The sequence below is a fragment of the Amycolatopsis sp. NPDC059021 genome (assembly GCF_042739895.1).
Taxonomy (GTDB): Bacteria; Actinomycetota; Actinomycetes; order Mycobacteriales; family Pseudonocardiaceae; genus Amycolatopsis.
In genome coordinates, this window is sequence record NZ_JBHYIQ010000007.1 from 116,802 (window position 1) to 128,705 (window position 11,904).

The following is an 11,904-nucleotide window of genomic DNA, read 5'->3' on the forward strand; positions in this document are numbered from 1 at the left end:
CCGAAGCATGACAGCGACTACTGAGAAACCACCACAAAGCGCGTCACACGAAGAAGCGCCGAGACTGACTCACCGCCAGATCGTCACGATCCTGAGCGGCCTGATGTGCGGCATGTTCCTCGCCGCGCTCGACCAGACGATCGTGGGTACCTCGATCGTCAAGATCGCCAACGACCTGCACGGCTTCGACCTGCAGGCGTGGGCGACCACGGCGTACCTGATCACCTCGACGATCGTCACGCCGATCTACGGCAAGCTGTCCGACATCTACGGCCGCAAGCCGTTCTACCTGGCCGCGATCGGCATCTTCGTGGTCGGCTCCGCGGCGTCGACGTTCTCGACGTCGATGTACGAGCTGGCCGCGTTCCGCGCGGTGCAGGGTCTCGGCGCCGGTGGTCTGATGTCGCTGGCGATGACCATCCTCGGTGACATCGTGCCGCCGCGTGAGCGGGCGAAGTACCAGGGCTACATCCTGGCCGTGTTCGGCCTGTCGACCGTGCTCGGCCCGGTGCTGGGCGGTTTCTTCGCCGGCATCGACAACCTCGCGGGCCTGCACGGCTGGCGCTGGGTCTTCCTGATCAACGTGCCGATCGGCGTCATCGCGCTGTTCGTCGTCGCCAAGGTCCTGAACGTGCCGCACAAGCGCCACGACCACAAGATCGACTGGTGGGGCGCGCTGACGCTGGTCGTCGCCGTCGTGCCGTTCCTGATCGTCGCCGAGCAGGGCCAGAAGTGGGGCTGGGGCGACCAGAAGGCGATCCTCTGCTACGTCATCGGCGGTGTCGGCGTGATCGCCTTCATCCTGGTGGAGCGGCTGATGAAGGACGCCGCGCTGATCCCGCTGCGGCTGTTCAAGAACTCGACGTTCACCGTGGCGATCATCGGCGGTGTCATCGTCGGTGTGGCGATGTTCGGCGCGATCACCATGATCCCGCAGTTCATGCAGGTCGTGCAGGGCTACACGCCGACCGAGTCCGGGCTGCTGATGCTGCCGCTGATGGCGGGCATCATGTTCAGCTCGGTCGTGTCCGGCAAGATCACCGGTACGACCGGGCGCTACAAGGTCTTCCCGATCGTCGGCACGATCCTGATCGCCGGGGGCGCGTTCCTCTTCGCGCAGGTCAAGTACGACTCGGCGCTCTGGCACCCGCTGGTCGCCGCGGCCATCATCGGCCTCGGGCTCGGCCAGTGCATGCAGACGCTGATCATCGCGGTGCAGAACGCGGGCCCGCGCAGCGACATGGGCGTGTCGACCGCGGCGGCGACGTTCTTCCGGCAGATCGGTGGTACCGCGGGTGTCGCGGTGTTCCTGACGATTCTGTTCAACGTCCTGCCGGGCAACATCACCAAGGCGTTCGGCGGGCGCATGCCCGCCGGGGGCGGCGGAAACCTCGCCGACCTGCAGAGCAACACCAGCGGTATCCAGAGCCTCCCCCCGGAGATCAGGACGCCGGTGCTGATCGGGTTCACCGAGTCGATCACCACGGTGTTCTACGTCGCCGGCGGCGTGGCGCTGCTGGCCACCCTGGTGCTGCTGTTCATGAAGGAGATCCCGCTGGTCGGTGGTCCTTCGGCGGCGGCAGCCGCCGTGGAAGGCGGCGAAGCGCTGCTGGACATGGACGACGAGCCGACCGAGATCGTCGAGCCGGTCACGAGCCCGGTCGCCGAGCCACCGCGGGAACCCGTGCTGGTCGGCGCCGGAAAGCACGCGCTGAACGGCAACGGCAAGGGTGACTACAAGGCCGTGTCGGGAGCGCTGCCGATGCCGATCTCGGCGTCCGCGGGCTCCGACCTCCCCGTGGGTGCCGGTGGTCCGCCGATCACCGGGCACGTCCGGCGGCAGGACGGCACCCACGTCAGCGGTGCCGCGCTGACCCTGATCGACCAGCGCGGGCACCAGGTCGCGCGGGCGACCGGGAACGCCGACGGCAGCTACTCGGTCCCGACCACCGGTCCCGGCACGTACGTGCTGATCGTGGCGGCGAACGGGCACCAGCCGCAGGCTTCGAGCGTCGTCGTCAGCGGTGGCCCGGCGAAGCTGGACGTCACGCTGACCGGCTCGGGCGAACTGACGGGTGTGGTCCGGGCAGCCGGTCGCGGGACGCCGCTGGCGAACGCGACCGTGACGCTGACCGACGAACGCGGCGAGGTCAACGGCGCGTCGATCACCGGCGAGGACGGGATCTACTCGTTCGCCGGTGTCGGGGCGGGGCGGTACACGCTGGTCGCGGCCGGTCCGCAGTACCGGCCGGTGGCGGTGACGCTGACCGTGCCGGACAGCGGGGTGCTGCGCCACGACGTCGAGCTGACCGGGGCCGTGCTGCTCACCGGCATCGCGCGAACCGACGGCGACCGCATCGTGCCGGACGCGCGGATCACCGTCCTCGACGAAAGCGGCAACGTCGCGGCGGTGGCGCGGACGGACGCCGAGGGGCACTACGTCGTAAGTGATCTGCCCGCCGGTGCCTACACCGTGGTGGCGAGCGGTTATCCGCCCGCCACGAGCCGGGTCGAGCTGTCGGACGGCGAAGCGGCCCACGACGTCCGTCTCGGCTACGACCAGGCGCTCGACGAGTTGGTCGACCGGTCGTGAGCGGGCTGCGAGCGTCGATCCGGACGGCCGAGGGCTGGGCGGTGGAGCACGCGGTGCTGACCGTGACCGACCCGGCCGGCCGTCAGGTCGCGCGGGAGGAGACGGACGCGAAGGGGGCGGTGGCGGTCGAGTCGCTGCCCCCTGGCAGCTACACCGTCGTCGTCACGGCGGCCGGGTACGGGCCGGTCGCGCGGACCGCGCTGGTCGGTTCGGACGGCTCGGGGGCGCTCGGCGACGTCGTGCTGGCCCCGCTCGCGGACGCGGTCGAGCTGCCGCCCGCCGGGCCGTGGACGATCGACCCGATGCACTCGTCGGTCGTGGTGACCGCGCGGCATCTGGGCATCGCGAGCATCAAGGCGCGGTTCCCGGAGGTGAGCGGCCGGATCGACGTCGGCCGTCCGGCGGAGCGGTCTTCGGTGTACGCCGAGATCGGGGCGTCGAGCATCGACACGGGGATCAAGATGCGCGACGACCACCTGCGCTCGGCGGAGTTCCTCGACGTCGACGCGTACCCGGTGATCACGTTCACGAGCACCGGGCTACGCCAGCGCGGCGCGGACTCGTGGACGTTGTCGGGCGAGCTGACGCTGCACGGGGAAAAGCGGCAGATCGAGCTGGACCTGACCTACGGCGGCTACGGGCCGGATCCGTGGGGCGGGGTACGGGCGGCGTTCCACGCGGAAACGCAACTGCACCGCAACGAGTTCGCGATCAACTACAACGCCATGGTGCGGGCCGGGGTCGCGGCGATCGGGACGACGGTGAAGGTCGAGCTGGACATCGAGGCCGTCCAGGGCGAGTCGCTGCCGCAGTTCTGAATTTTCTTCACAGCACGGGGGTGTTGCCGAAGTCCGTGAAGGCCTCCTTCACAGCGTTGAGCGCTGTGAAGGAGGCCTTCACGGAGCTGCGGGCCCTGATCATGACCCGGAAGGACGCGGCGGCCGTTGACCTGCGGTTTTTCCGGGTTTTCGCACGTGGCGCCCACGTACGCAACCTTCGCCACGTAGGCTCAGGAGGTGAGCGTGGTGAGCATCGAGGCCGCGGGCATGGGTGTCGGCTGGCTCGACACCGCCGGCCCGCTGCTCGTATGGGTGATCGTGCTGAGCTTCGTCTTCGTCGAATGCGCACTGATCATCGGCCTTTTCCTGCCCGGAGACTCGCTGCTCTTCGGCGCCGGCGTGGTGCTCGCCCAGCACGGCTCCGACGCCAACGCGTGGCTGCTATCCGGCGCGGCGCTGATCGTCGCCGTCTTCGGCAACCAGGTCGGGTACTACATCGGCCGCGGCACCGGGACCAAGCTGATCGCGCGACGTGGCGGCAAGGTGCTCAACAAGGAAAACCTCGAGCGCGCGCAACGGTTCCTCGACCGGCGTGGCTTCTTCGCGATCGTCGCCGCGCGCTGGATCCCGTGGATCCGCACGCTCGCCCCGCTCATCGCGGGCACCGCGCGGATGGATCCGCGCCGCTTCATGTTCGCCACCGCGCTCGGCGGCCTGCTCTGGGTGCCGACGCTCGTGCTGCTCGGCTACTACGGCGCCGGCCTGCTCGACGCCCTGCCCTGGCTCAAGACTGCGGCGCTGTGGGCCAGTATCGCGTTCTTCGTGCTCGGCACGGGGTACGGCTTCCTGCGGTACCGGCGCGAAATGCGCCGCCCCGTCGAGGTCACCGCGAACGACGACTCGAACGCCCGCGCCTGACCCCAGGCGTCAGAGCGCCGGGTCGGCCCAGACCTCGAGCTGAATCCCGTCCGGGTCACGGAAGACGATCACCATCGCTCCTTCGAGCGTCCGCGAGGGCGCCGCCGGGGTGTACTGCACGCCGAATTCGGCGAGGCGTGCTTCCCATTCGGCGAGTTCCGCGACCGACGAGACCTTGAACGCCACATGGTCCAGACCAGTGTGGCATTCGTCGAAAAGACGTCTCCCGGTGTCCGCGTGCTGGACGAGCATCACCGCGAACTCGTCACCCGGTGAGCGCAGAACCACCTTGCGCAGCCCGGTTTCCGGATCCTCGCGACGCGTGTGTTCCTCGAGGTCGAGCACCCGCACGTACCAGGGCACGCTGCGGTCCACATCGGTCACGGTGAGCGCCAGATGGTGCACAGACGTGAGCTTGGGCATGACTTCGTGGCCGTCCTTTCGCACATCCCCCGGCGGCGCACTCCGTGGCATATCAAAGCGTTCGCACGATCACGGAGGTCACGGACCCCGTGACACACCGTCCCCCCGGCCCGTGCTAGAAGAAGATCTTGTTCCGCCGAGGCTCCATCAGCCTCGCACAGCGAACGCGCGGCCAAACCCGGGTTGACCGAGTTCCCCCACGAATCGTGATCTCACCGTCGCCGAGCTTCCCAGCCCGTGGACCCGCTTGATGCCGTTAAGGCCACCTTACGGGCATCTGACGCCCGTAAGGTGGCCTTAACGGCACGTGTCCGCCTCCGTCGGAGGTCGGTGACCGTCACATGGTGTCGAGGTCGTCGAATTCGCCCGCCTTGCAGCCCTTGACCCACGCGGCGATCTCGGCGCGGGTGAAGGCCACGGCACCTGCCTCGGGGTGCTTGCTGTTGCGCAGCGCGATCGTGCCATCGGACAGTGCGGCAACCTCGACACAGTTGGCACTGCCTTTGTCACCGCTGCCGGAGAAGCTGCTCTTACGCCACTCGGCACCAGCCAAGAGATCGTTGTCGATCATCTCGCGTCGCCCTCCTTCATCAGGGGGTCATTGGTAGCCCTTCACGGCTTCCATGATCAGGCCCACCGAGTCGCGTTGGGAGAGCGCGCGCTCGGTGAGAATGCCCCACTTGAGGGTACAAGTCCGCACGTCGTCGCGGTTTTCGAGATAGGCGGCCCCGCTGGGGTACTCGACGTAGCCGAAGTCGGGGATGGGCTCGGGCAAAGTCAGAATGGAGAAGGGACCATCCAGCGCAGGACTCGCACCAGCCGCCTTGGGGAGGACCTGGAGCGTGATGTGGTCGGCGGCTGCTTCGTCGAGCAAACGCCGGAGCTGATTGCGCATCACGGCGGGCGTGCCGACCGGTCGTTCGAGGGTCGCCTCCTCCAGAATCACGTGATACTGAAGCGGGTTCGTCCTGGTGAGCACCTGTTGACGGGCCAGGCGACCGATGACCCGGCGTTCCACCACCTCGGCGGTGAGCCCGGGATTCATGCCGTTGATCAGAGCGCGGGTGAACTCGGCGGTTTGCAGTAGTCCGGGAACGAGCATCGTCTCGAACTGGCGCAGCGCGACCAGCGCGGCTTCGACATTGAGAAAGTCGTGGAAGTGCTCGGGCAGGTCCTTGCGGATCGCGCGCCAGTAGCCACGCTCGTGCGCGGTGGCGGCGAGATCGAGCAGCCACGTGCGCAGGTTCGCGTCGGCGACCTGGTACAGATCGAGAAGCTGTTCGACCTCGCGGGTCCGCACGCCCTGTTCACGGGTCTCGACCCGGCTCAGCTTCGAGCGGGACCACTTGCCGATTCCGGCGGCACGCAACTGCTCCACGGCTTGTTCGATGGTCAGCCCGGCTTGCTCGCGCACCTGCCGCAGCGTCTCGGTGAGCTGCCACCGCCGCACGGTCGCGTTGACCACATCGCCGCTGTCCTGGCTCATCACTTACCCCTCCCGGCGCAGAACGGACCGCCCGTCGGGCGTGGGTACACCGAACGGGGGTAAAAGTGGATTCCCACTAGCAATACTGGGAATCCACTTCCATGGTTGATCGTACACGCCGTAGCCGAGCAAGCACGACACGTAGGAGGCAAACATGCTAATCACAGCCGGAGACGCGCGATCAGCAGAGGTCGGCCAAGGCTCGCCGCTGGACGACCTCGTACCCGATCCCCGTGGCATGGAACCGGTCTGCGACGAGGACGAGTTCGCCGAGATCCTGGCGGAAATGGTGGCCGACGAGGCGCCCCGGCTGTTCGCCGTGGTGCAGGTGTACGGCGAACGGGTCGACGCCCGGATCGCCGCGTGGGGCATGGCATTCCACGATCACGCCGAGGTCGTCCCGGTGCGGCGCGGGCCCCGGATGAACCTGCTGGCGCCGGAAAACGCGCTGCGCATGTTCAAGTTCGGCAGCCACGTCCAGGCTCGTCTCGTGTGGTTCGACCCCGACGCGGCCACGCCCGTCGAGGACCAGATCGCCTGAAGGTCAGCGGGCCCCGCCGACCTCCAGCACGGCCCCCGCGGTGAACGACGCACCGGGCGAGAGCAGCCACAACACCGCCTCGGCGATCTCCCCGGGGTGCCCGGCGCGGCCCATCGGGATCGCCGGGACGAACCGCTCGATGCGGTCGGGCATCCCCGCCGCCTCGTGCAGGCCGGTCCGTACCAGGCCGGGCGCGACCGCGTTGACCCGCACGCCTTCGCCCGCGACCTCCTGCGCCAGCCCGAAGGTGAACGTGTCGACCGCCGCCTTCGACGCCGCGTAGTGCACCCACTCCCCGGCCGAACCCGTGCGGGCCGCCGTCGAGCTGATGTTCACGATCGCGCCGCCGCCCCCGCCGTAACGAATCGACAGCCGCCGCACCGCCTCACGCGCGCACAGGAACACGCCGGTCACGTTGACGTCGAACACGCGCCGCACGGTCGCGACGTCCTGTTCGTCGACGCGGCCGGGCGTGTTCCCGGTGATGCCGGCGTTGTTGACCAGCCCGGCCAGCGGTCCCAGCCGCGCCGCGGCGTCGAACAACGCGCGGACGTCGTCCTCGTCGGTGACGTCCGCGCGTACGGCAAGCGCTTTCCGGCCCAGCTCACGCACCCGCGCGGCCACCTTCTCGGCGGGCGCCGCGTCGCCCGAGTAGTCGACCACCACGTCGTAGCCCTGTTCGGCGGCGAGCAGACAGACGGCCGCGCCGATACCCCGGCTTCCGCCGGTCACGATGAGAACCCCAGTCATGGAGTCATCCAACCAGGACACGGCACGGGCACAACCCTGTTACAGCGCGAAGTTGACCAGCGGGAGGTTCTCCAGCACGAGGTCGGCGCGATCACGGGTCTGCGCGATGAGGTCGGCGTTGCGCTGGTCCGAGCCCAGCGCCCTGGCGCGCGCCTCGACCAGCGAACGGCCGTACCGGCGGTGCCGCGACACGAGCCGCTCGATCCGCTCCGGCTCGTCCGGCGCGAGGAACCACGATTCGGTCAGCAGCGGTTCGACGCCGCTCCACGGATCGTCCTGCAGCAGCAGGTAGTTGCCCTCGGTGATCACCAGTTGCACACCGGGTGGCACCGCGACGGCACCGGCGATCGGCTCCTCGATCTCTCGCCGGAATTCCGGCGCGTACACGGTCTCGCGGCCTTCGGCGAGGCGACGGATGAGGTGCACGTACCCGGCGGCGTCGAACGTGTCGGGCGCGCCCTTGCGTTCGGTCCGGCCGAGCCGCTGCAACTCGACCTGGGCGAGGTGGAAGCCGTCCATCCCGACGACCGCCGCGCGCGTGCCCAGCGCGTTCGCGATCGTCCACGCCAGCGTCGTCTTGCCGGACGCGGGCGCGCCGACGATACCCAGCACGCAGCGTTTGCCCGGCTGGGCCATCCGCTCGGCCCTGGCCAGCAGGTCGTCCATCCCCGTCATCGTTGTCCCTCTCCCATCTTCGCGACCTCGGCCGTCCACGACCTCGGTCCCACATGCCGCACCCGTTCGGCGGCCACCTCGTTGGCGAACCCGATCCGGCCCGCCATGTCCCCGCCGCGCGCGACCGCGTAGGCCAGCGCGCCGTGCCAGACGTCGCCCGCACCCAGTGTGTCCCGCGCGGTCACCGCCGGAACGGGCACCTCGCCGGATTTTCCGCCCGCCGACCAGCGCACCGGCTCCGGCCCGGCCGTGGTGATCACCGTGGCGACGCCACGCTCGTGCAGGCCGGGCTCCGGGGCACGGAAGTGTGCCGAGCACGCGGCGATGTCGACCAGCGGCAGGAGTTCGTCGAGCACCGGCTTCCAGCTGCCCGCGTCCAGCACCACCGGAACACCGTGCCCGCGCGCCCAGTTCGCCACCTCGAGCGCGAGCTCCGGATGGTGGCCGTCGACGAGCAGCGCGTCCGGTGGCGGCAGGAAATCCAGGCTGGGCAAGGAAAACTCCGCCGGCGGATCGGCGGCGTTGCGCGAGACCACGGTCCGTTCCCCGTCGTGGTCGCGGACCGTGACGGCGCTGACCGCGGGTGGTTCGGCGCGTTCCGGTGCGAGATCGACGACCTGTACGCCCTGTGCGTCGAGGTCGGCCCGCGCGAGTGCTGCCAGCGGGTGTCCACCGAGGACGGTCAGCAACGTCGCCTCGCCACCGAGCGCGGCCACGGTCACCGCGGCGTTCGTCGCGGGCCCCCCGGCCGCGACGGCCACCGCGAGCGACTGCACCTTTTCGCCCGGTGACGGGATTTCGGCGACTCGCTGCACAACGTCCACAGTGCACAGTCCCGCCAGCAGCACTCGCGTCATCAGTCGAGTCCCGCGTGGACAGCCGCCGCGACTTCCTCGACCTCGCCGTTCTCGCCGATCTTCAACGCACCGGTGAGCAGGCCGACGACCTGGTTCATCGTGTGCGTCTTCGGCGAGACCACCGCGACGCGCTTGCCGAGCCGGTGCACGTGGATGCGGTCGGCGATCTCGAAAACGTGCGGCATGTTGTGGCTGATCAGCACGACCGGCAGGCCACGCTCACGGATCCGGTCGATCAGCGCGAGCACCTTGCCGGATTCGGCGACGCCGAGCGCGGCGGTGGGCTCGTCCATGATCACGGCCTTGGTGCCGAACGCGGCCGCGCGAGCGACCGCGACACCCTGGCGTTGCCCACCGGACAACGTCTCCACCGGCTGCGTGATGGACTTGACGTTGATGCCCAGTTCGTCGAGCACGCGCTGCGCCTCGGCCCGCATCGTCGTCGTGTCGAGCTTGCGGAACAGCCCGCCGAACACGCCGCTACGGCGTTTTTCCCTGCCGAGGAACATGTTCGACGCGATGTCCAGCGCGGGCGCGACCGCGAGATCCTGGTACACCGTCTCGATCCCGTAGTGCCGAGCGTCCAAAGGGGACTTGAAGTGCACGGTCTTTCCGTCCACTTTGATCTCCCCGGCGTCCGGGATCACCGCCCCGGAAAGGGCTTTGATGAGACTGGACTTCCCGGCGCCGTTGTCGCCGACCACGGCGAGCACCTCGCCGGGGTAGAGATCGAAGTCGGCGCCGTCGATCGCGGTGACCCGGCCGTAGCGCTTGATCAGCCCGCGTGCGGAGAGCGTGGGTTCGGGACTCATACCTGCTGCCTCCTCGCGAAACGATCCACGGCCACAGCGGCGATCAGCAACGCACCGGTGGCGACGTCCTGATAGAGCGCGTCGACACCCAGCTGCGTCAGCCCGGACCGCAGCACCGCGACGACAAGCGCGCCCATCATCGTGCCCAGCACCGAACCACGGCCGCCGAAAAGGCTTGCGCCACCGAGGACGACGGCGGTGATGGAGTCGAGGTTGCCGAGCTGGAACGCGTTCGGGTCGGCGTTCGGCACCCGGCCGAGCGCCTGCCACGCCGCGATCCCGAAGATCACCCCGGCCACGACGTACACCGAGAGGATCGTCCGCTTGACCTTGATCCCGGACAGCCGCGCGGATTCCGGCGCGTTGCCGACGGCGTAGACGTGCTTGCCCCACGAGGTTTTCGTGAGCGCGTACCAGAGTCCGAGGTACATCAGCAGCGCGAGCGTCATGCCGTAGGTGATCGGGATGCCGCCGAAGAGGTACCGGCGGGTGCCGAGCCACTTCAGCAGACCGTCGGTCACCGGCACCGCCTGCCCGCCGGCGAACAGCTTCGCCGCGGCGGTCAGCACGGTCAGCAGGCCGAGCGTGACGATGAACGGCGGCAGCTTGATCCGGGTGACCAGCGAACCGGTGACCGTCCCGATCACCACCGTCGCGACGATGCCCAGCAGCAGCGCCCAGATCCCGGCGGCCCCGCCACCGGCCAGCTTCGCCATGATCAACGTGCCGAGCACCATCGCCGCGGCGTTGGCGAGGTCGATCCCGGCGGTCAGGATGATCAGCGTCTGGCCGAGCGCGAGTGTCCCGACGACCAGGGACTGTTGCACCACAAGGGAAAGGTTGTCGAGGTCGAGGAAGGTGTCGGTGGACACCGAGAACACCACGACCGCGACGACGAGCGCCAGCGCCGGTCCGACGGCGGGGGCGCGGAGGAAGAACTCACCGATGCTCGCGCGGTCCTGTGCGCGTGCGGTAGCCGTGGTCATTTGGCCCCCCAGCAGTTCTGCAGGCCCCAGGCGGTGTCCTTGCTGTCCACCCCGGCCACGGGCTTGTCGGTGATCACCACGGATCCGGTGTTGATGAACCCGCTCGGCTTCTTGCCGGTCTTGGCGTATTCGACGGCCGCGAGCACACCCTGTTCGGCCATCTTCTTCGGGAACTGCATGACGGTCGCGGCGTACTGGCCGTCCTTGACGTTGTGGACGCCCTCGCAGCCGCCGTCGATCGAGCCCATGACGACCTTGCTGACGAGCCCGCGTGCCTGCAGCGCGGCGTAGGTGCCACGGCCCATCGGCTCGTTCATCGTGTACACGGAGTTGATGTCGGTGGTGCGCTGCAACAGGTTCTCCACGCCCTGCTGTGCCATGCTCTGGTCACCGTTCGCCGCGACCTTGCCCTTGATCTCGGGCGCGGCGTCGGTCAGCCCGATGCCCTTCAGGAACCCGCCGTGCCGCTGCGTGTCCACGGTGCTGCCCGCGGTGCCGTCGACCATGAAGAACTTCGGCGCCTGACCGCCGAGCGCGGCCTTGACGTAGGCGCCCTGCTGTCGGCCCGCCTCGAAGTTGTCGGTGGCGAAGGTGGCGTCGACGGCGCTCGCGGGTTCGGTCGCGGTGTCCAGCGCGATGACGAGGATGCCGGACTTGCGGGCCCTGTCGATGGCGTCGAGCACGCCGGTGGACGAGCTCGGTGTGATCAGGATCGTGTTCGCGCCCTGCTGCATCAGGTTCTCGATGGCGCGGACCTGGCCGTCGTTGTCGCCGTCGAACTGGCCCGCGAGCGCGCTGAAGTCGGCGCCGTTCGCGTCCGCGGCGGCCTTCGCGGCGGCGCGGAGCTCGACGAAGTAGGGGTTGGTGTCGGTCTTGGTGACCAGGCCGACCTTGGCCTTCCCGCCCCCACCCGCGTGCGAACCGCCACCCCAGTGGCGTTCGACGGTGCAGCCGGTGGTGGTTACAGCAAGGAGGGCCAGCGCGAGGACTACGAGACTGCGCTGTCTCATGTTTTTTGCTCACCTTCATCATCGAGGCTTGCCGATGGACGGGAAGGTAGACAGACTCACTGCCAGGGCGCAAG

13 protein-coding genes are annotated in these 11,904 nt (G+C 68.9%); 4 read left to right on the plus strand and 9 right to left on the minus strand.

Annotated elements, in window-relative coordinates; translation table 11 throughout:
• The first annotated feature begins 7 nt into the window (after positions 1-7).
• From ACFWX1_RS06080 to ACFWX1_RS06090, 3 genes are all read left to right on the plus strand, one after another.
• The gene (locus tag ACFWX1_RS06080) at positions 8-2,593 is read left to right on the plus strand and encodes an MFS transporter (RefSeq protein WP_378384341.1); all 2,586 of its coding nucleotides are present in this window, start codon (positions 8-10) and stop codon (positions 2,591-2,593) included.
• Positions 2,590-3,411 carry a YceI family protein gene (locus ACFWX1_RS06085; RefSeq protein WP_378384343.1) on the plus strand — a complete coding sequence of 274 codons (822 nt, stop codon included), beginning with the start codon at positions 2,590-2,592 and terminating at the stop codon, positions 3,409-3,411. The genes ACFWX1_RS06080 and ACFWX1_RS06085 overlap by 4 nt, the downstream gene beginning before the upstream one ends.
• Positions 3,412-3,609: 198 nt before the next feature.
• Positions 3,610-4,290, plus strand: a complete 681-nt coding sequence (locus tag ACFWX1_RS06090) for a DedA family protein (protein ID WP_378384345.1) — start codon at positions 3,610-3,612, stop codon at positions 4,288-4,290.
• A gap of 9 nt (positions 4,291-4,299) precedes the next feature.
• On the opposite strand, the gene ACFWX1_RS06095 is transcribed toward ACFWX1_RS06090, so the two are convergent.
• The 3 genes from ACFWX1_RS06095 to ACFWX1_RS06105 all read right to left on the minus strand — a co-directional run bounded on the left by ACFWX1_RS06095 (position 4,300) and on the right by ACFWX1_RS06105 (position 6,199).
• Complete coding sequence (locus ACFWX1_RS06095; protein WP_378326250.1) at positions 4,300-4,713, minus strand: VOC family protein; 414 nt, start codon at positions 4,711-4,713, stop codon at positions 4,300-4,302.
• Between the two features lie 337 nt (positions 4,714-5,050).
• A complete protein-coding gene (locus ACFWX1_RS06100; protein WP_378384347.1) occupies positions 5,051-5,284 on the minus strand; it encodes a DUF397 domain-containing protein in 234 nt (77 codons plus the stop codon).
• A 27-nt stretch (positions 5,285-5,311) separates the two neighbouring features.
• Complete coding sequence (locus ACFWX1_RS06105; protein ID WP_378384349.1) at positions 5,312-6,199, minus strand: helix-turn-helix domain-containing protein; 888 nt, start codon at positions 6,197-6,199, stop codon at positions 5,312-5,314.
• 154 nt (positions 6,200-6,353) lie between these two features.
• Here ACFWX1_RS06105 and ACFWX1_RS06110 point away from each other — a divergent pair, with 154 nt between their 5' ends.
• Complete coding sequence (locus tag ACFWX1_RS06110; RefSeq protein WP_378384351.1) at positions 6,354-6,740, plus strand: hypothetical protein; 387 nt, start codon at positions 6,354-6,356, stop codon at positions 6,738-6,740.
• Between the two features lie 3 nt (positions 6,741-6,743).
• Here ACFWX1_RS06110 and ACFWX1_RS06115 read toward each other — a convergent pair whose 3' ends face one another.
• The 6 genes from ACFWX1_RS06115 to ACFWX1_RS06140 are packed head-to-tail and all read right to left on the minus strand — an operon-like array spanning position 6,744 to position 11,830.
• Entirely contained in the window at positions 6,744-7,490 is a 747-nt protein-coding gene (locus tag ACFWX1_RS06115; protein ID WP_378384353.1) for an SDR family oxidoreductase, read from the minus strand.
• Positions 7,491-7,529: 39 nt separating this feature from the next.
• On the minus strand, positions 7,530-8,165 hold the full coding sequence (locus tag ACFWX1_RS06120; protein WP_378326252.1) for a nucleoside/nucleotide kinase family protein: 636 nt from the start codon (positions 8,163-8,165) through the stop codon (positions 7,530-7,532).
• Entirely contained in the window at positions 8,162-9,022 is an 861-nt protein-coding gene (locus tag ACFWX1_RS06125; protein ID WP_378384355.1) for a PfkB family carbohydrate kinase, read from the minus strand. Before ACFWX1_RS06125 ends, ACFWX1_RS06120 begins: the two co-directional genes overlap by 4 nt.
• Positions 9,022-9,834 carry an ATP-binding cassette domain-containing protein gene (locus ACFWX1_RS06130; RefSeq protein WP_378384357.1) on the minus strand — a complete coding sequence of 271 codons (813 nt, stop codon included), beginning with the start codon at positions 9,832-9,834 and terminating at the stop codon, positions 9,022-9,024. Before ACFWX1_RS06130 ends, ACFWX1_RS06125 begins: the two co-directional genes overlap by 1 nt.
• A complete protein-coding gene (locus ACFWX1_RS06135) occupies positions 9,831-10,820 on the minus strand; it encodes an ABC transporter permease (protein WP_378384359.1) in 990 nt (329 codons plus the stop codon). The genes ACFWX1_RS06130 and ACFWX1_RS06135 overlap by 4 nt, the downstream gene beginning before the upstream one ends.
• Complete coding sequence (locus tag ACFWX1_RS06140) at positions 10,817-11,830, minus strand: substrate-binding domain-containing protein (protein ID WP_378384361.1); 1,014 nt, start codon at positions 11,828-11,830, stop codon at positions 10,817-10,819. Before ACFWX1_RS06140 ends, ACFWX1_RS06135 begins: the two co-directional genes overlap by 4 nt.
• Positions 11,831-11,904: the final 74 nt, after the last annotated feature.